Here is a 17,581-nt window from a genome sequence, read left to right as displayed (position 1 = left end):
CTACCAGGGGCTTTGTTGCGTTCCCGGCCCGCCGCGCCGCCCGCGATCATGCTGTGACCAGCAGCCCCCCAGACACCACTGAAAAAGACTCACTGTCGGCGGTGACCTGTCCGCCACCGGCGACCTCACCGTCCAGGGAAGCTCACTGTTCCTCGAAAAGGTCAACGCCAACGGCGACCTCACGGTCAAAAGCAAGACCGGACAGGAGAAGCTGTCGACCGCGGGCAACTTCGCGCTGCACGTCCACGGGGACGCTGTCGTCGCAGGCCTGCTGAACGCCAACGCCGACCTTAGGGTCAGAAGCAAGACTGGGCCGATCTTGACCACCACCGAGAACCACGTTGCCATCTCCACGGACCTCAATGTTCGTGGCCAGATCAACAAAAGGTAGCGGTTCCTTCCGTCGGCACGGCGGCCAAGCCCTGAGCAGGTACTTTGTGGGCGGTTCCGGCGATGCCCGGCTGATTTCCATACCGGTTAGCGAGGCGGTGAGATGGAGCAGGAGCTGTGGGCGGCCGCCAGTGAATTCCGGCAGGAGGACTCCCGCCCGGTGTCGGCTTCCGTGAGAAATCTGTTCCAACAAGCGTGATCCGAACCACTCGAACCCCAAGGTCACGGCGCCTCCTCAGTTCCAACTACCTCGATCAGGCTCACTTCTGGACCTCGGCGTCGGCCAGGGCTCGGTATAGCGAGGCGACCGAGGGCGGTTTGCCCGCGTTCTTGCCTGTGCTCCGGAGGAGGCCGAAGCCGTCGTTGAAGGACGAGACGGAACCGTGCCCGCCCCAGCCCGTGAAGATCGCCGTGGTGCGCCATCGCCATGGCCGCAGCCCTGGCCCCCGTGGGAGTCGCCGCCGAGCTGCTCCTCCCCGGTCGGACGCTGCTGGTGGCCGTCCGCGCTCCGGAGCCTGCGAAAGACACGACGGGCCGGCTGGGGTGGGGGTGCCTGAGCGCCGACCTCGAGCTCGGGGGGCCGAGCTCGAGGTCGGTGCAGACGGCCGTTGGCGCCGAGAATGATCTCGGCCCGCGCGCTGGGCCCTCGGGAGGCCGGGCGGCGAATTTACCGGTGGTGCCTGCAGACTTCGTTGAATCGCGTGTCGTATCCCCTGCTGTATCCGTCGCTGTAGCCGCGGTTGTATTCGCCGGCTCGACGCATCTGGTAGCGCATGCGGTGATGGCACGCCCTGTGGCCGTCCGTGTTCCCGTCGCGGTATCCGGCACGGTACCCGTCGCGGTATCCCCTGCTGTAATCGCTGTGCTGCTGGGAGGCCGTGGTGGTGCCGACGGGTCCCGTTGCCGCGTTCGCGAGGGGCGCGACGCTGGCCAGCGCTCCGAGAGTGAGTCCGGAGAGCATGACCGCCGTACTCGTGCGCATCAGGTGCTTCGCCTTTGTCATTTCCGTTTCCTTTCATGTGTTTTCACACATAAGGAGCGTGTGGCAGCCCTGGGCTTCAGGGGAGATCAGGAGCTCTTTCCGACCTGATGCTCCACTTCGCCCCCGGGAGGGCGATCAGCGTCCTCGTCCAGCCCGGCATGCCAGCCTGCTCGGAATCCGGGTCGGCACCGGCAAGCGGTTGGTCCAGGTTTCGGGATCGGTGGGATCGATCGGCATACCTGCCTCCACCTGCTCCTGCACCGCCGACACAACCGGCTTTTGCGGGCCGACCGGACTTCGACAGTACGTCAGCAATCGGACACACGCCGTAACCTCGAGGCCATTGCACCGTGTCCAGCCCCGGGCCTACCTGCCGACCTATTGGGATAGCCCGCAAGCGCGCCCCCACCCGGCCACCGCTAGATCATGACTCGCGGTTCCGATCCTCTTCGCGGGCCGATCGGACTGTGGGTTCGGTCAGGGAGCCGAGCTGATCGAGGAACGACGCGTCCGTGATCTCGCCGTCCTCGGCGAGGAGGAGCACCCTGCTCAGGATGACGCTCGTCATCCGGTCCTCATCGGCGAAGGGGAGGAAAAGGTCCCGGTGCGCCGTCCCGCCGAACGAGGCGGGCATGACGCACAGATGGCCGCCCGGCTCCACGTGGACGCTGCCGCTGGTCAGGTGCACGCGGTACGTCGCTCGGGTGCCGTTCACCACGGCCGAGTGCCCGTCGACGGTGACCCCGGCCAGGTCCAGGTCGGTGATGAGCGCTCCCAGGACCTGCGCGCGGCTCGCCGCCTGCGCCGGGGACAGGTAGGTCTCCGGTTCGGTGCCGGCGACCGACACCACCAGGTCCAGGTCTCGCATGACCTCGGAGAACACCACCGGCGGCACCTCGGCGAGCGGCACGGATGTGCCGCCGACGCTGCCCGAGCCGGTCGGGTCGCCGTAGCGGCCCGGTTCGCGGCGTCCGCCGGTCAGGAAACGGATCTCGCCGACGTGGACGTCCCCCATCCCGAAGTAGCCGCGGAAGTCGCAGCGCAGCGCGGCGATCAGGCCGTCGCCGACCACGCGGGTCGCCTGGTGGTCGTCGTACTCGCCGTGCGTGAACCAGCCGCGTCCGGACAGCAACTGGCCCGCGACCTGGCCGTTGACCGTCTGGCCCGCGAACCGCCGTGACACCTCGCCCGCCTCGCGCTCCGCCGGCGTGAGGACGTACAGCTCGCGGAACGCCTGCTTGACCGGCTGCGTGAGGCGACGCCGCACGATCTCCGCCTGCCACTCGCCGAGCACCTGCCGTTCGTGCAGGTGGACGGGGTGGACGGCCGTGACCGGGCCGGTCGTGTCGACGCGGTCGAGCAGATCGATCACGCCTGCTCCGTCCCGCCAGAGCAGTGCGGGCAGCATCGCCGCACCGGCGGGCAGGGTCAGGAGGCGGTCCAGCTCGTCCGGCGCGAGCGTTCCGGAGGTGGAGACGAGCCGTTCCACCAGGCCGGTCCGCATGCGGCGTGCTTGATCTCGCAGGAGTTCCTGGTGTTCGCGCAGCTCCTGGTAGGCAGGGTCGGAACGGACGGCGGACGGCACCGACTTCAGCGTCTTGCCTGCCCGGCTGACCGTCAGCCTCGGGTCGGCGCCTTCGAACCGCAACGTGATCCGGTAGTCGCCGACCTGCGCCTCAGTGGGAGTCTCGGTGGCGATGCGAGCCTCGCAGTCCCATTCGAGGCGGCTCGCGTCCGGGAAGCCGGTCGCCTGTGCCAGGTGGTCGAGCGCGATGGAGACAGCGGCGGCGTGGCTGTGCCTGCGGTTGGGGCCGAGCTTGGGTCCCTTCTTTGCGATCTCGCGCAAGGCCAGGTAGCGGTCCAGGACGGTCTCGTCCGGGGCGAGGGGCAGCATGCCGAAGGCGGCGATCCCTCGCAGTGCGTTGTGTTTGACGCGTTTCTGGACCTGGGCGCGGTTCCAGCCCATGACGGCCGAGGCCAGTTCGTTCGGGGCCATCTTCAGCAGGCGTCGTGCGGCGTCCTCGCCCGCTTCCCCGATCGCGGCGACGAGGGTGGCACGGTCTTGGCGCACGGCTTCGTCGGCGGGCATCGCCCGGATCAGGCGCAACAGCCGGGCGGCGTCCTCGAGGCCGAACAGCGGCAGCAACGCAGCCGCGTCGCCTGCGCGCAGCCGCCACTCGAACGCGCGGCGCTGCTCCTCCGCGGGCCGGTCCCGCAGCAGGTCGAGCAGGGCGGCGCGCTCGGCCTCGGTCAGCTCCGCGACGCCGAGGAGGTCGGCCACCTGGTGGTCGCCCTGCCAGGTCAGTGCCGTCTGGACGAACCGCAGGCCGCGCGGGACCTGTGCCTTGGGAAGGTCGTCCCAGCCGGCCGGAGGCGAGGCGGTGACGAGGCGCCAGGTCAGCTCGTCCACGTGGTCTCGAACGGCGTCCGCGCAGGCCAGGGGCAAGATCTCCCTGCCGAGGTAGAGGTCGTCCGCGAAGGCCCGTTCGACGACGGCGGCGTCCAGGGAGTCGGCCCGGTGCAACGCGTCGAGGATCCGTGCCGCGGTCTCGCGCCGCATGACGCCCAGCGGGGTGAAGACGAGCAGCCGCAGCAGGTGGGTGTCGCCGGCGTCGATGGCGCGCTCGGCGACCTCGTCCAGTTGCAGGCGGTTCCAGACGTCGACCTTGAGGTGGGCGGCGAGCAGGGCCTTCCGGTGGGCGGACGGCCACGGCGTGGTCAGCAGGTCGGTGATGTCGTCCGGCCGCTCGACCGGGTGGCGGGCGTCGTAGAGTTCGTCGATCTCGGCGACGATGTCGCCGATGTGCGGCTCGAAGTTGCCGATGACCCGGTCGTCGGCCTTCTCGATCCGGAGCCGGATCTCGTCCGCGACATCCCGCAGGGCCACCAGCGCGTCGGCCTTCGCCGCGTCCCGCGCCTTTTCCACCAGCCGCCGCAGCGCCTCGCGCTGTTCGGCGACGACGTCGATGTACATCTCCGGGACGGATCGCTCCACCGTGATCAGCCTCCCGCCGGCGCGTTCCGGACCGTCGTCCGCTCGCCGGCCGGCACCGCCGTGACGTCCTCGCAGGACGCGCCGGGCCTATGGCTGCACACCTCGATGTCAAGCATGGCCGCCACCCTAGGGGCGTGCACGGACAATCGAGCGATAAACCCTTTGCATGCCCGAATCGGGGCTGCCGAGGCTCGCCCGGGTGCGGCGGACAGTCATCATCGGCGACATTCACGGCTGCTTCGACGAGCTGCTCGAACTGTTCGAACTGCTTGAGAAGGGCGGCCTGCGGCCGGACGACCTGCTGGTCAGCGTCGGCGACCTGGTCGACCGTGGTCCCGCGCCGGGCGAGGTTGTGCGGCTTTTCCGCGAGTGTCCGAACTCGGTCGTGGTCATGGGCAACCACGAACGCAAGCACGTGCGCGGAATCTTCTCCTACGCGCAGGAGATCACCCGTTGGCAGCTCGGCGACGACTACGCCGAAATCGTCGACTGGATGCGAACGCTCTCCTACTACTTCGAGAACGACGACGTCCGAGTGGTCCACGCCGCGCTGCTACCTGGAAGTGCGCCGGCCGACCATAGAGAGGAAATCCTCAGCGGCACGACGAGTGGCGAACGAGAGCTCGCCGCGCTGTTCCCGGACGGGCATTGGCACGACCACTGCACCCGTGCAGGACTACACCTGGCAGGAGCTGACCAAGGCGGTCACGCGTTTCTCCTCGACGTCCGACGCCGCCGCGCGCGACTGGCTCGCCGAGGTCGAGACCTGGGCGGCGGGTCTGCGATCGTCCTTTCCCGTCCTGGTGACCGCGGCCCATCGCGCCGCCGACGGGCTCACCACGGACGAGCTGCGTCGGCATTCCGCCGCGCGCTTCCTGTTCCAGGCCCGCGCCGGACGCCTCGACGAGACCGGGCCGACCAAGCAGTGCTCAACGCCTCGCAAGACGATCGACCTGGCGACCGCCCTGGGCCTCCCGGTGGCTGATGCTGCGGCTGCCCGGCAGTAGGGGTCTCGGGTGACAGCGTGTAGCTAGGCATTGGCCGGTCGATCAGGTTCGGCGTCAGATGACGAGGGCGGCTGCGGTTGCGGTGCCGGGGAAGAGGTAGCCGCGCTTGTCGTCACGCAGTCCGCCACGGCTTGTGCCGCCTGGGCGACGAACGGTGCCGGCAGTTCATCCGCCGTCCACTGCGACCAGCCGTCCCACTTCCGCTCGGCCATCGCTTCCACCCGGTCTGCGGCCTCGGACGGCCTCACCCCGGGAAGTCGCAGCGCCGCCGTTGTCCAGCCGATCAGCTCGTGCACCTCGATGTACTGGTACCACTCAGCGTCGTCCCAGACGCTTCTGTCGGCGCGCGTCCACGCCCACCGCAGGGCCTCAGCGGTGGCATCGGCAGCCCGCTGCCGGGGGGTTCCCGTCGTCCGGGCGGCGGACTCGGCGTACCGCACCAGCTCCAGCGTGGGCCAGAACGCGAATCTGCCGAAGAAGTCCAGGTGCTCGCCGATGGTGTGACGGAAGGCCCGCCCCCGGCCGTGGATGCTGGAGGCGTCCAGCCACGTCGCCAACGGGGACGGCAATTCCCAGCTGTTCTGAGGATCGTGGACAGCGGGCCGAATCACGGCGTCGAACCAGCCCTGGGTGTAGGTGTAGCGGGCGGCGACGATCGCATGGACGTCGGCGTCGGTCGCCGGTTTCTCCGGGTCTATGTGGCCCCACAGCACCACGAGCGAGCGTTCCATGGCAGTCCTCACGGAACGGTGAAGACCGTCCTGACGGGAAGGCTGCGCCCACGGCAGGAGGGCGGGATAGCAGACAGCAAAAGGATCTTGGTGGTCGGGCACGGGGAGAGCCTAGGACTTGTCCGGTCGGCCATGGCTGGGGCCAGATGACGAAGATGGCCGTACCAATGCAGGTCAGGGGCGCATCAGTGACGTACGAACCGGCGGCGTCCCGCCGGTCGGCAGGGTTGCCGCTCAGGCGAATTCGGGGGTCATCGCACCGGCGAGCGACAGGTGCACGGCGGCCTCGTCGTCGCGTCCCTGGCGTTGCAGCGTGCGGCCGAGCAGGTGACGGACATAGGAATCGTCCGGGGTCTTCGCGGTCAGCTTCTCCAGGACGGCGGCGGCGCGGTTCAGTTGGGCGGAGGCGTAGTAGGCGCGAGCGGCAAGGAACATCACGTTGGCGTCGTCGCCGTGCTCGTCCAGCAGCGGGCGCAGCAGGACCAGGGCGCCCAGGGGGTCGCGCTGGTCGAGCAGGGACTCGGCGAGCCGCAGCCGCTCGACCTCGGCGGGCAGCACGCGCGGTGCCTGCTGGGCGGCGGAACGCAGGAACTCCAGGATGGCCTCGGGGGGCTGGGCGCCGGCGAGGGCCTGTCCGTTGACGACCAGCGTCGGAGAGGTGCGGACGTCGCGGGCCTTGCCGGTCAGCACCAGTTCCTTGACCTGTCGGTCGGCCCGTTCCTCGGCGAGCAGGCCGACCGCCTCGGGGAAGCCGACGGCATCAGCGACCTGCCCGAGCACCTCTGGGCGACCGATGTCGAGGCCGTCGATGAAGTACGCCCGCAGGACCCCTTCGGCGAGTGCGTTCTGAAGGTCGGCTCCGCCTCGCTCATACCCCAGGGCCAGCAGCCGGTGCGCGTCGTGGCTGTTGGAGCGCCAGACCACGCCCCAGGTCGGGCCCAGTCCTTCGGCGGCGGCGATCTCGGAGATGCGCACCTGGTTCTCTGACGGGGTCAGGCCGGGGGCGCAGGCCCGCAGCGCCTCATCGGCCATGGGGTCGCGCAGCAGCTCCTCGCGCGGGGTGGCGGGAACGGGCGCGGTCGGGTCCATCCGGAAGGGCCGCCAGACCACCTCGACGTCCTGGCCGTCCCAACGGGTCAGGGCCTTCTCCAGGCGGCGCTTGCCGATGTAGGCCCACGGGCAGACCACGTCGGCCCAGATCTCGATTCGCATGACGCCAACACTAAGCGACATCTGTCGCTTAAGCAACGCATGTCGCTTAAGCAACGCATGTCGCTTAAGCGACGTTCGTCGTACACTGGGAGGGTGAACCCCGACGACCCGCGCGTGCGGCGCACCCGTGCCCGGTTGCGCACCGCGATCTTGGAGCTGGCCACCGAACACGGCCTCGACGCCGTCACGATCGCGGCGGTCGCCAAACGGGCCGAGATCAACCGCGCCACGGTGTACCTGCACTACCCCGACGTCGACGCGCTGGCCGTGGACGCGATGAACGACGCCGTCGCCCACGTCACCCGTGCCGCTGCCCTGTGCCCCCTGGACGCGCCTCGCGATCAGCCCCCCGCCCCACTGCTGGACCTGTTCGAGCGCATCGGGGCCAGCCGGGTGATCTACGCCCACCTGCTGGGCGAACAGGGCAGCGCCCGCTTCGCCGCCCGAATGCGCGACCGACTCACCGCCGCGCTGTGTGAACGCTTCACCGCAGGCTCGCGTCCAGCGGGCTTCGATGACATCCCCATCGAGACGCACGCCGCCTACCTGGCCGGCGCCCTGCTGGGTGTCATCACCCAATGGACCACCCAGGAACACTTGACCCCCGCTCCTGCTGCGGCCGCCGACTTCTGGAAACTGTTCCGCCCGCCCGGCGGCGCCTGAACCGCCAGACGTCACCTGCGGTTCAGACGAGGAGCAACCCGTTCTGGCGGACCCGGTTCTCGAGGATGTCGCCTCTCGCCGGTATGACCGTCCGCTGACGTTGCCACCGCTCCCCTCCTCCGACTACGTCACCCTTGCGACTTGACCTTGCCCACAGGGCAAGCCGCAGGCTCGTTCCCGGGACGAAATGATGAGGAGCGCGAGCATGGAGTTGCTGACCATCGGGACGTTCGCGCGGGCATCCCGCCTATCTCCCAAGGCCCTGCGGCTCTATGACGAGCTGGGGCTGCTGACGCCCGCACGCGTCGATCCCGTGACCGGCTACCGGCTCTACGCCCCGGCGCAGCTCGAACGCGCACGCCTGGTGGCATGGCTGCGCCGTATCGGCATGCCGCTGGCGCGCATCCGGGAGGTCTGCGAACTGGAGCCCGAGGCGGCCGCCCAGCAGGTCCACGCGTTCTGGGCCGAGGTCGAGGCCGACACCGCCCTCCGACGCGACCTGGCCGGGTTCCTCATCGACCACCTGTCACGAAGGGACACCGCGATGCCCGGCACCAGCCTGACGATCCGCTACGCCGCCCTGTCCGACACCGGCCTGGTCCGCGAGAGCAACCAGGACACCGCCTACGCGGGCTCCCGCCTGCTCGCCGTGGCCGACGGCTTCGGCAGCGGCGGAGCCCCCGCCAGCGCCGCCGCCGTCGACGCGCTGAAGCCCCTCGAAATCGGCGAGGCCCTCCCCGCCGGGGATCTCCTCAACGTGCTCGAGGACGCCATCGAGCAGGCCAACCGGGCCGTCCATGACGTCGCCGGTTCCGAGACGTCCGGCACCACCCTCACCGCGATGCTGTGGACCGGCTCCCAGCTCGCTCTCGTCCACATCGGGGACTCACGCGCCTACCTCCTGCGCGGCGCGGAGTTCTTCCAGATCACCACCGATCACACCATCGTCCAATCCATGGTCGACCAGGGCCGCCTCACCCCCGAGGAGGCGGTCACCCACCCCCAGCGGTCACTGCTTCTACGAGCCCTTTCGGGCGCGTCCTCGGCCACACCCGACATCCGCCTCCACGACGCACGGCCGGGCGACCGGTACCTCCTGTGCTCCGACGGCCTGTCCGCCGTCGTGCCGCCCGGTGATCTGCGCCGGGCGCTGGCCGAGGCCGCCGCTCCAGAGGAGGCGGTGCGTGAACTCGTCGCGCTCGCCAACCGCACCGGCGGCCCCGACAACGTCAGCTGCGTCGTCGCGGACGTCAGCGCCGAGCCCATCCGGGATCGCTCTCAGCCATGACCGCTGTTCTTGAGTTCCCCGATGGGTGTCGGGCGCCCGGTGACGGGACGCGGCGGGTCACCAGCCTGCGATGACGTCGCGTCCCTGCGGGATGGCGAGGTCGAGCAGGCCGGGAAAGCGTGCGTCGAGGTCGTCCCGGCGGAGCAGGTTCAGTCGCCGCGTGCCTTCGTTCCGCTGCCGGATGATCCCGGCCTCCCTGAGGGCCTTGAAGTGGCCGCTCTGGGTGGACTTGCTGACCGGCAGCGCGAACGTGGTGCACGCCAGTTCGCCGTCGGCCCCCGTGTCGGCGAGCCGGGCGACGATGGCCAGCCGGACCGGGTCGCTGAGCGCGGCCAGCACGGTCGTGAACCGCAGCTGGTCGCGGTCGGGGTGGACGAGTTCGGTCGCGGTGCGGCTGGCCATGCGTTCAGGATAGCCGAGCATGTTCGGCGTTCTCGAACATCTGTTATGTTCGGGCTTTCCGAACATGCTTGGGAGGGCGCATGCCGTTCGAACGCTCCGCCACCGCACCCGGTGGCCCCCTGCCAGATCTCGACCGTCCGGGCGTTCGGGTGCCTGTCTCGAAATCAGTGAAGGGGCGGCGTTTTCGGTTCTGGGGTGCGGCTTACGCGCTGCTGGTCCTGCTGACCGGCACGAATCTGGCGACGCCGCTGTACCGGGGCTATCAGGCCGACTTCGGCTTCTCGCCGTTGACGGCCACGCTGATCTTCGCCGCGTATGTGGCCGTCCTGATCCCGTCCCTGCTGGTGGCGGGCCCGCTGTCGGACGCGGTCGGCGGCCGCGCGGTGCTCCTGCCGGCGGTGGCGCTGGCCGCGCTGGGATCGCTGGTGTTCGCCTTCGCCTCGGGCACGGCGTGGCTGTTCGCCGCCCGCGCCCTCCAGGGCCTCGCCGTCGGCGCGGCGTCGGGACCGCTGACGGCGGCGCTGGCGGAGCTGGAGCCCACGGCGAACCGCCGCAAGGCGGCGCTGGTGTCCACCGTGGTCTCGGTGGGAGGCCTGGGACTCGGCCCGGTGCTGGCCGGCGCGCTCGCCCAGTACGCGTCGGCTCCGCACGTGTTGCCGTTCCTGGTGGAGATCGTGCTGCTGGTGCCCGCGGCGGCGGCCGTCGCCGCGCTGCCCGTGACGCGCTCGGGCGCCCGGTGGCGGCCTCGCCGTCCCGAGATCCCCGCCGCCCTGCGTCCGGTCTTCGCGACGAGCGGGACGGCCGGTTTCCTCGCGTTCGCGGTGATCGGGCTGTCCCTCACCCTCGTCCCCACGTATGTGGTCGTCCTGTCGGGCAGCACGAACCTGCTGTTGGGCGGTGCCGCCGTGGCCCTGATGCTCGCCTGCTCCGCGGCGGCCCAGCTCGTCGGCTACGGCAGGGCGGCCCGAGCCCTGAAAACGGCCGGACTGCCGTTGCTGGCGACCGGGCTGGTGCTGCTCGCCCTCGCCGGAGAGGCCGCCTCACTGGTCCTGCTGCTCGCCGCGACCGTCGTCGCGGGCGCGGGCCAGGGCCTGGTGTTCCTCGGCGGGCTCACCGCCGTCAACCAGGCCGCGCCCGCCGACCGGCACGCCGAGGTGCTCTCCAGCTTCTACGTGGTCATCTACCTCGGCGTCGGCGTGCCCGTCATCGGTGTCGGGTTCCTGGCCGACGCGGTCGGCCTCCTCGCCGCCGTGCAGTGCTTCGCCGCCTTCGTGGCGGTGTCGTGCCTGGTGATGCTGCTGGTCCTCGTCCGAGGGCGCCGCACTTCACCAAGGACCGCTCACCGGACGTCCGGCACCTGAGACCTCTGCTCCAGTGGGGCGGCGCTGAGGTCCGCGAGGAGCTGAAGCGCCGCCGCCGAGGGAGAACCCGCGTCGGCGGTGAAGACCGCCATGCGCTGGCCGGGGTCGTGGGTCAGCTCCATGAGTTCGCTGTTCAGCGTCATGGAGCCCACCACCGGATGCTGGAAGACGCGGACGGGCGAGATGCACTTGCCGACGAGATGCGCCGCCCACAGAGAGGCGAACTCGGGGCTTTGCATGGTGAGCCGGCCGAGGAGCTCGGCCAAGTCGGGGTCGTCCGGGCGGCGAGCCGCGGTCATGCGCAGGTCGGCGACCGTGTCGCCGGCCTTGCCCTCCCAGTCCGCGTACAGCTCGCGGGTGTGCGGGTCCAGGAAGACCATGCGGGCGACGTTGGGACGATGCCCAGGCTGCTCGGGCGCCTCGTAGGGCAGGTGCCCGGCGAGCAGTGCGTGCGCGGCGCGGTTCCAGCCCAGCACGTCGTCGCAGCGGCCGATGACCAGGGCGGGAACGTCGCCGAACGCGTCGATCATCAGCTTCACGCTCGGGCGCAGCCGCTCGGGCCGGGGACGGCGTGCCGCTTTCGGCCTGTGCCGGGCCAGGCTGTGCAGGTGGGTCCGCTCGACCTCGCCGAGCCTCAGGACGCGCGCGATCGCGTCAAGGACCGCGTCGGACGCGTTGGCGCTCTGGCCCTGCTCCAGGCGGGTGTAGTAGCCGGCGCTGACGCCCGCGAGCTGCGCGAGTTCCTCCCGGCGCAGGCCCGGGACGCGCCGTCGGCCGCCGAAGTCCGGCAGGCCCACGTCCTCGGGCCGCAGCCGGGCCCGCCGGGTGCGCAGGAATTCTCCGAGCTCCGATCGCTGCTCCATGCGCCCCAGGATGCCGGGCTCCGCCGCGTCGTGCCTGCCCCTGCCAGGTGCACCCACGCCCGCCGGTGGCGGGACTGCTCGGTCCGTGATGTGCCGATCGCGCGAAGTGACACGGAGCGTCGGTGGTGTCCCCTAGCATCGCCGCCCATGAAGATCACCGACACGACGAGGCGTGCCGTCCTGGACGCGCTGGAGACACAGGACTGGGCCGCGTTCGAGCCCGAGCGCGATCTGCTCCCCCCGCCACCCTCCAGATCTTCGAGGTCGCCACCGGCCGCTGCGTGAACGTCATCGACGAGTTCGTGGGCGGGATCGGCTGGCCCGGATACGGCTGGAACCTCCAGTGGTCGGCCGACGGGACCCGGCTGGCGGTGATGTACCGGTCGAACAACATCGGCGTCGTGGACCCCTTCGGCGAAGAGCACGGCGAGCCGGACGTGACCGTCCGCCCCACCTACAACGGGCGTCCCGACCCGTTCGCGTTCGCGCCCGACGGGCTGCGCGCCTACGCCATGGACGAGGACTCCGACACCTACGGCTCGATCGTGACGTTCCCCGGCCTGGAGACCGTGCCGGTGCCGCTGCTGGACCAGGACGAAGACGAGGACGAGGAAGACGACGAAGCGTACGAGGAGGAAGACGGTGCGGGCCTCGTTCTGCACTGGCCGACGTGGTCCCGGGACGGGAAGCGGATCTACGGGAGCAACGAGGACGGGAGGATCTTCTCGATCGACGTCGGCTCCAGGGAGATCGCCACCGTGCCCGGGCTCCGCACCGAGGGGTACCGGTCCGCCTTCCTGTCCTGGGGAACGCGGCTCGCCGTCGTCGTCCCCGGAGGCCACGGTGGCCCTTCCCGCGTCGGAATCGCGGACCGGACGGGGCGGCATCTCTACGACGTCGACGTGGCGGTCGAGGAGCCCGACGGCGAACTGATGGTCCCGGCATGGGCTTGGGCGCCCGACGGTGACCGAGCGGCCTTCCTCACCGCCGACAAGCAGGTCGAGATCTGGTCGCTGGGCGACGCGCGGGCCGAGCGCCTTCACGTGCTCGACGTCCCGGAGAGCACCACCTGCCTGGTCTGGGGAGCGGACGACGTGCTGGTGGCGGCGGGTCCGACCGTCCTGCACTTCGTGCGCGTGAACACTGGGGAGGCCGTCGGTGACATCACGTTGCTGCGGCAGCCCGCCGCGCCGCGTCCGCTGCTCCTTGACGAGGAGGACATGGGCGAGGAGGTGTGGCCGGGGCCCAATCCGACCTTCGCGCTCGACGAGCGGACCTGGGCCGCCGCCTTCCAGGAGGGATTCGTGATCGCGCCTCCCGGCAGGGAGCGGGAGCTGACCGGGACGCTCGCCTGGACGGTGGACCGCCGCCACGCGTGGCCCGTCCACTGGGGACGGCTGGACGTCTTCCCCAACGCGCGCGCCGCCGCCGAGGGGCAGGTCCACGAGTCGCTGGACGAGATCCTGGAGGGGTTCCTCGACGCCACCGAGCCGGAGCCGGACACCGGGGAATGGCCCCCGCCCGGCCCGGACACGTTGGACGACCTGTTCCAGGTGTTCCTCGAATCGGTCGTGGAGTACGGCACGGACACGCTCCCGTGGGCGGGCGAGGCACTCCACGAAGCGGCCCTCATCCGGGCCCGGCGGGGCGAGCCGGACGGCGTGCGCGCACTGGTCGCGGCGACCCCGGAGCGCCGCCGCCCCTTCACGGCGGCCGAGAGGACGAGGCGCTGGCCCTCCTGGACGAGGGCACCGGCGGCCCCGGCGACACCGCCGGAATCCCGCTCGTCGCCTACCTGCTGCGCACGGGCAGGACCGACCTCGCCGAACACATCCTGCGTGACGCGAAGGACTGGTTCGGAGACTGGACGGTGATGGCGCTCCTCCGGCGGCACGGGCAGTCCGAACTGCTGCACGAATGGGCCGAGCGCAACAACCTGTCGACCGACGAACCGAGCGATCCGGCGGACGAGGACCTCGCCCGCCGGTACGCCGAGATCACCCAGATCCCACCCGCGAAGCGGCAGGTCCCGACCGTGGACCTGCTCATTCTCGCGGCCAGGCAGGGACGGCTCGACGTGGTGCTCGCTCTTCTCCCGAAGCTTCCGATGCCGACGCACGGCGGCATGAGCTCGTACGACCGTCCGTACGCGGCGTTCAACGCGCTGCGGATCGCCACCACCGGAATCGACCACGAGACCTGGTGACGTCATCCCGTTCGCGTCGGGTTCGCGCCGGGTTGGCGTCATTCCTCCCGGCTCAGAACGGCGATGACCTCGACGTGGTGGTCGATGGCGGAGAGGGCCACCGCACGGCCGTGCAGCCCGACAGCCCTACCGCGCGGGAGAACGCTAGTGCGGTGCGGCGGTCGCGAGGGCGGCGGTCTGGAGGAGTTCGGCGACACTGCCGGTGAAGTCCGGGAGCATGCGCAGGGCGAGGACCCAGGAGTCACGGGACGGGTCGAGATGCTCGCGGACCAACGGGGCGAGGGCCGCGCGTGCCTCCGGGGTGGTCATGGCGGCCAGCGCCTCACCGGCCGGGTGCGCGAGGGCGACCGCCTGTTCCCAGGTCACCCTGCTCTCACGAACCGCGACGTGCAGCCACGGACCGGCGGTGTTGTCGCGGAGCATCTCCTCCGGAGTCTCGCCTACGACGGCGTCGTTGGTCTCGCCGATCCAGCGCCATCGCCACCGGTCGGCCTCGTCACGAAGGTCCTGCGGGCACTCGGGCAACTCGGCCAGGCCCAGCAGGGCGACCGTGCCGAGCGGCCGCCGCCGGTGTTCGGCCATGAGTTCGTCCCACCGCCACAGGTGCGACTCGCTGAACACCGCCGAGGCGGTGGGGTGGGTGCCCCGCGTGCGCAGCAGGCCGACTTGGGCCTCGGCGCTCTCACCTGCGGTGACGGTGGCACGCAACGTCTCCAGCGCCTTGTCGGCGTCCGGCTCGGCGACCAGTTGCCTCATGAGCCGGCGCACCTCCTGGCGAATGACGTTGTGGTTGAACTTCCGTCCCTCCGGCTCGTTCTCGAGGAGGCTGCGCACCGCGTCCGGGCCGCCGCGTTCCCACAGGTTGAGCATCAGACGCTGCTGCGGAACGATGCCGCGCACCCGCACCAGGGTCAGGATGTGCCGCTGCAGTCGCACGTCGGAGCAGCTGACCGCGTCGCGGGCGCGGAAACCGCCGTCGCGTTCCATGAGGCGCTCGACCAGGTCCTTGCTCAGCCGGCCGGACAGCAGCCGTTCCCGCTGGGGCCCGGTGGCGCCGCTCCGCAGGAACAGCCGGGCGTTGACCGCCGGGTCGTCCCGGCTCATCAGGACCTCGATCGCCTCGGGGGCGAGCGAGGGCCGCTGCGCCAGCGCGAGCCGGTAGCGCTTCTGCCTGGCCTTCACGGCGAAGTCGAGCCAGGCGTCCTGCCAGGCGCCCTGGCCGAACAGGTCGGCGACCGTGCGGTCGTCCAGGTGCTTGACCAGCTTCAGCTGCGTTTCGGCGGACGCGGCGTCCAGGAGGGCCAGGAACTTCGCGCGGGTTCCCGAGACGGAGGCGACGGTGTCCCAGGCGGGCAGGTCTCCCGCGCCGGGCCAGGCGGTCGGCTTGGCACCTCTCTTGTGCGGCGCCGCCTCGCCGATCTCCACGAGGAGGTCGGCGAGGTCCCCCTTGAAGCGGGGCAGCCGGGCGCGGACGGCACGCCATGTCTCCACCTCGTCGCCAAGGTGCTTGGCGACGAGCGCCGGCAGGTCGGGCCCGTCCACCTCGTCCTTCGCTGCGGGCGCGGGCGCAGGTGGGACGGATGGACGCAGGTCCGCGGGGCAATCAGGATGCGTCGCGAGCCCCTCCATCACAGGGTCGCCGAACGGGCGGCCGGCGTGCGCGCGGCGAAGGGCTTCCCAGTCGGGGCGAACACGCAGTTCCAGCATGTCCCGGACCTCGGACTGCGACATCGGCTCGTAGAGCTCTTCGATGAGGCCCTCGGTGCCCTCGGCCACGGCCACGGCCTCGCGCAACGCGGCGACATCCCCCGTGGCCAGGACAGCGCGCAGTACCTCGGCGACCTCCGGACGGAACATGCTCTGGTCGAATCGGCCCAGCTGTTCCAGGCCACCGTCGTGGTCATGGACGGTGACGAGCCCGCGCAGCTGCTCGGCACGCGTGAGGTCGGAGGCCATGTCGATGAGCGCCGAGCGTGCCAAACCATCGATCGGGCACACCACCAGGGCGCGACGCCACCGCGACATCCTGGCCTCCAACAGCCACACGGCGCCGTTCTGGCTCGTCCACCCCTCGTGAGGACGCGCGGCCGCCAACGCATCACGGCAACCGCGCAACGGCCACCAGTCTCCGCTGCAGTCTCGGTGGTAGAGGATGGCGGCGGTGATCTCCGGATGCCCGACCGCGATGAGGCGTGCCTGCAGCTCCAGGTCGTCCCGGTAGACGGACCCGTTCGCCATGTGCAGGACGGACGTGATGTTCCCCTCCTCCAGAACGGCGTCGACAAGCCGCGCGGGCAGCGGTCCGCCCTCCAGCGACCGGGCGAAACAGTCCGCGGCCGACGTCAGCAGCGGACGCCATTCCGCCAGGTCAGAGGCGGTGAACAAGGTGGAGAACGCGCGCTGGACGGTGTTGATGACAAGCTCCCGATAGGCCCGATTCGGCCCGGCAGCGTAGCCCGAGAAGATCTTCCTCGCCACCGGTTTCCCGACACCTGCCGCACACCGTTCGCAGCCGCCTGGGATCGTGGGCCGACCACTGATGCGAAGGCTGGGGGCCGTGAGTGATGCCGACCGGCACGTTGGCGGAAGCCGAATGGGAAACGCATCGTCCCGCCGTCTTCGGGGCGGCCTACCGGATCCTCGGCAGCGTCGCCGAGGCCGAGGACGTGACGCAGGACGTCTGGTTGCGGGCCGCCGAAGCCGACCTGTCCGAGGTGCGGGACCTGCGGGCCTGGCTGGTCACCCTGGCCGCCCGGACGTCGTACAACGTGCTGAAGTCGGCCCGCGTCCGCCGCGAGTCCTACGTCGGGCCGTGGCTGCCCGAACCGCTGCTGACCGGGCCCGACGCCGCCGCGCAGGTGCTCATGGACGACCTGGTCGGCACCGCGATGCTGGTGGTCATGGAGACGCTCAGCCCTGACGAGCGGGTGGCGCTGGTGCTGCACGACGTCTTCGGCTTCCCGTTCGCCCAGATCGCCGAGGTGCTCGGCGGGACGCATGCCGCGAGCCGCAAGCTCGCCTCTCGTGCTCGGGCGCGGGTCGCCGCCGTCGCGGAGCGTCCCCGGGCGCCCAGGGGCGAGACCGAACGCGTCCTCAGGGCGTTCAAGGCGGCCGCCGACGCCGGGGACATGGCCGAGCTGGTCGGGCTGCTGAACCCCGAGGCCGTCTACGTCGCCGACGGTGGCGGCAAGGCGACGGCCGCGCGCAGGCCGGTCCGCGGCGTCGAGACGATCGCCCTGCTGGCGGTCCGGCAGATCGAACTCAGGTGTCCGGACGCGTTCCGGATCGTCGAGGTGAACGGGTACCCGGCCCTGGCGACCTACCAGGGCGGCGTGCTGGTCTGGCTCGACACCGTGGAGGTCGTCGACGGCCGGATCACGACGCTGCGGAGACTGGCCAACCCCGAGAAGTTCGCCCACATCGGTCACATCTGAACGCGCCGTCTTGTCTCCCTGCCGCCACCCCGGAGCCCCGGGGCGGC

General features: G+C 70.7%; 16 protein-coding genes and 1 pseudogene. 9 read left to right on the top strand and 8 right to left on the bottom strand.

The window, feature by feature from the left end:
- Positions 1 to 142: 142 nt before the first annotated feature.
- The 3 genes from AB0L06_RS40985 to AB0L06_RS40975 all read right to left on the bottom strand — a co-directional run bounded on the left by AB0L06_RS40985 (position 143) and on the right by AB0L06_RS40975 (position 4,367).
- Positions 143 to 616 (bottom strand): hypothetical protein, encoded by a 474-nt coding sequence (locus tag AB0L06_RS40985; RefSeq protein WP_500236879.1) that lies wholly within the window; start codon positions 614 to 616, stop codon positions 143 to 145.
- A 441-nt stretch (positions 617 to 1,057) separates the two neighbouring features.
- Positions 1,058 to 1,393: a hypothetical protein gene (locus AB0L06_RS40980; RefSeq protein WP_500236876.1), complete on the bottom strand. Its 336-nt coding sequence runs from the start codon at positions 1,391 to 1,393 to the stop codon at positions 1,058 to 1,060.
- A 403-nt stretch (positions 1,394 to 1,796) separates the two neighbouring features.
- Positions 1,797 to 4,367, bottom strand: coding sequence for a DUF4132 domain-containing protein (locus tag AB0L06_RS40975; protein ID WP_500236874.1), 2,571 nt, complete (start codon positions 4,365 to 4,367; stop codon positions 1,797 to 1,799).
- 166 nt (positions 4,368 to 4,533) lie between these two features.
- On the opposite strand from AB0L06_RS40975, the pseudogene AB0L06_RS40970 reads away from it, so the two are divergent.
- Both AB0L06_RS40970 and AB0L06_RS40965 read left to right on the top strand, forming a co-directional pair.
- Positions 4,534 to 4,857, top strand: a pseudogene (locus AB0L06_RS40970) (metallophosphoesterase); the annotation flags it as partial.
- 178 nt (positions 4,858 to 5,035) lie between these two features.
- Positions 5,036 to 5,374 carry a hypothetical protein gene (locus tag AB0L06_RS40965; RefSeq protein WP_500236885.1) on the top strand — a complete coding sequence of 113 codons (339 nt, stop codon included), beginning with the start codon at positions 5,036 to 5,038 and terminating at the stop codon, positions 5,372 to 5,374.
- A gap of 23 nt (positions 5,375 to 5,397) precedes the next feature.
- On the opposite strand, the gene AB0L06_RS40960 is transcribed toward AB0L06_RS40965, so the two are convergent.
- Positions 5,398 to 6,105 (bottom strand): hypothetical protein, encoded by a 708-nt coding sequence (locus AB0L06_RS40960; RefSeq protein WP_500236872.1) that lies wholly within the window; start codon positions 6,103 to 6,105, stop codon positions 5,398 to 5,400.
- A 234-nt stretch (positions 6,106 to 6,339) separates the two neighbouring features.
- On the bottom strand, positions 6,340 to 7,317 hold the full coding sequence (locus AB0L06_RS40955) for a DsbA family protein (RefSeq protein ID WP_500236870.1): 978 nt from the start codon (positions 7,315 to 7,317) through the stop codon (positions 6,340 to 6,342).
- Positions 7,318 to 7,410: 93 nt separating this feature from the next.
- Here AB0L06_RS40955 and AB0L06_RS40950 point away from each other — a divergent pair, with 93 nt between their 5' ends.
- On the top strand, positions 7,411 to 7,980 hold the full coding sequence (locus tag AB0L06_RS40950; protein WP_500236869.1) for a TetR/AcrR family transcriptional regulator: 570 nt from the start codon (positions 7,411 to 7,413) through the stop codon (positions 7,978 to 7,980).
- Positions 7,981 to 8,185: 205 nt separating this feature from the next.
- On the top strand, positions 8,186 to 9,268 hold the full coding sequence (locus AB0L06_RS40945) for a MerR family transcriptional regulator (RefSeq protein WP_500236867.1): 1,083 nt from the start codon (positions 8,186 to 8,188) through the stop codon (positions 9,266 to 9,268).
- A gap of 57 nt (positions 9,269 to 9,325) precedes the next feature.
- On the opposite strand, the gene AB0L06_RS40940 is transcribed toward AB0L06_RS40945, so the two are convergent.
- Complete coding sequence (locus AB0L06_RS40940) at positions 9,326 to 9,670, bottom strand: ArsR/SmtB family transcription factor (RefSeq protein WP_500236866.1); 345 nt, start codon at positions 9,668 to 9,670, stop codon at positions 9,326 to 9,328.
- An 80-nt stretch (positions 9,671 to 9,750) separates the two neighbouring features.
- Here AB0L06_RS40940 and AB0L06_RS40935 point away from each other — a divergent pair, with 80 nt between their 5' ends.
- Positions 9,751 to 11,031 carry an MFS transporter gene (locus tag AB0L06_RS40935; protein WP_500236863.1) on the top strand — a complete coding sequence of 427 codons (1,281 nt, stop codon included), beginning with the start codon at positions 9,751 to 9,753 and terminating at the stop codon, positions 11,029 to 11,031.
- On the opposite strand, the gene AB0L06_RS40930 is transcribed toward AB0L06_RS40935, so the two are convergent.
- A complete protein-coding gene (locus tag AB0L06_RS40930; RefSeq protein WP_500236862.1) occupies positions 11,010 to 11,894 on the bottom strand; it encodes a helix-turn-helix transcriptional regulator in 885 nt (294 codons plus the stop codon). The two genes, AB0L06_RS40935 and AB0L06_RS40930, sit on opposite strands and share 22 nt — an antisense overlap.
- Positions 11,895 to 12,041: 147 nt before the next feature.
- Here AB0L06_RS40930 and AB0L06_RS40925 point away from each other — a divergent pair, with 147 nt between their 5' ends.
- The 3 genes from AB0L06_RS40925 to AB0L06_RS40915 are packed head-to-tail and all read left to right on the top strand — an operon-like array spanning position 12,042 to position 14,100.
- Positions 12,042 to 12,179: a hypothetical protein gene (locus AB0L06_RS40925; RefSeq protein WP_500236860.1), complete on the top strand. Its 138-nt coding sequence runs from the start codon at positions 12,042 to 12,044 to the stop codon at positions 12,177 to 12,179.
- The gene (locus tag AB0L06_RS40920; protein WP_500236858.1) at positions 12,176 to 13,768 is read left to right on the top strand and encodes a hypothetical protein; all 1,593 of its coding nucleotides are present in this window, start codon (positions 12,176 to 12,178) and stop codon (positions 13,766 to 13,768) included. Before AB0L06_RS40925 ends, AB0L06_RS40920 begins: the two co-directional genes overlap by 4 nt.
- Complete coding sequence (locus tag AB0L06_RS40915; RefSeq protein WP_500236856.1) at positions 13,768 to 14,100, top strand: hypothetical protein; 333 nt, start codon at positions 13,768 to 13,770, stop codon at positions 14,098 to 14,100. Before AB0L06_RS40920 ends, AB0L06_RS40915 begins: the two co-directional genes overlap by 1 nt.
- A 144-nt stretch (positions 14,101 to 14,244) precedes the next feature.
- On the opposite strand, the gene AB0L06_RS40910 is transcribed toward AB0L06_RS40915, so the two are convergent.
- Complete coding sequence (locus AB0L06_RS40910) at positions 14,245 to 16,578, bottom strand: hypothetical protein (protein WP_500236854.1); 2,334 nt, start codon at positions 16,576 to 16,578, stop codon at positions 14,245 to 14,247.
- 86 nt (positions 16,579 to 16,664) lie between these two features.
- Between AB0L06_RS40910 and sigJ the strand changes: the two genes are divergently transcribed.
- On the top strand, positions 16,665 to 17,534 hold the full coding sequence (gene sigJ, locus AB0L06_RS40905; RefSeq protein WP_500236853.1) for an RNA polymerase sigma factor SigJ: 870 nt from the start codon (positions 16,665 to 16,667) through the stop codon (positions 17,532 to 17,534).
- The last annotated feature ends 47 nt before the right edge of the window (positions 17,535 to 17,581 follow it).

Source organism: Spirillospora sp. NPDC052269 (assembly GCF_040679435.1).
Lineage (GTDB): Bacteria > Actinomycetota > Actinomycetes > Streptosporangiales > Streptosporangiaceae > Spirillospora.
The sequence above is the reverse complement of the archived record's forward strand: the minus strand, read 5'-3'. Positions and strand labels throughout refer to the sequence as shown.

Bases quoted from the DNA above. Each gene is read 5' to 3' on its own strand.
- AB0L06_RS40980 (WP_500236876.1), bottom strand. From the start codon at position 1,393: ATGACAAAGGCGAAGCACCTGATGCGCACGAGTACGGCGGTCATGCTC.
- AB0L06_RS40960 (WP_500236872.1), bottom strand. From the start codon at position 6,105: ATGGAACGCTCGCTCGTGGTGCTGTGGGGCCACATAGACCCGGAGAAA.
- AB0L06_RS40955 (WP_500236870.1), bottom strand. From the start codon at position 7,317: ATGCGAATCGAGATCTGGGCCGACGTGGTCTGCCCGTGGGCCTACATC.
- AB0L06_RS40945 (WP_500236867.1), top strand. From the start codon at position 8,186: ATGGAGTTGCTGACCATCGGGACGTTCGCGCGGGCATCCCGCCTATCT.
- AB0L06_RS40940 (WP_500236866.1), bottom strand. From the start codon at position 9,670: ATGGCCAGCCGCACCGCGACCGAACTCGTCCACCCCGACCGCGACCAG.
- AB0L06_RS40935 (WP_500236863.1), top strand. From the start codon at position 9,751: ATGCCGTTCGAACGCTCCGCCACCGCACCCGGTGGCCCCCTGCCAGAT.
- AB0L06_RS40930 (WP_500236862.1), bottom strand. From the start codon at position 11,894: ATGGAGCAGCGATCGGAGCTCGGAGAATTCCTGCGCACCCGGCGGGCC.
- AB0L06_RS40925 (WP_500236860.1), top strand. From the start codon at position 12,042: ATGAAGATCACCGACACGACGAGGCGTGCCGTCCTGGACGCGCTGGAG.
- AB0L06_RS40915 (WP_500236856.1), top strand. From the start codon at position 13,768: ATGGCGCTCCTCCGGCGGCACGGGCAGTCCGAACTGCTGCACGAATGG.
- sigJ (WP_500236853.1), top strand. From the start codon at position 16,665: ATGCCGACCGGCACGTTGGCGGAAGCCGAATGGGAAACGCATCGTCCC.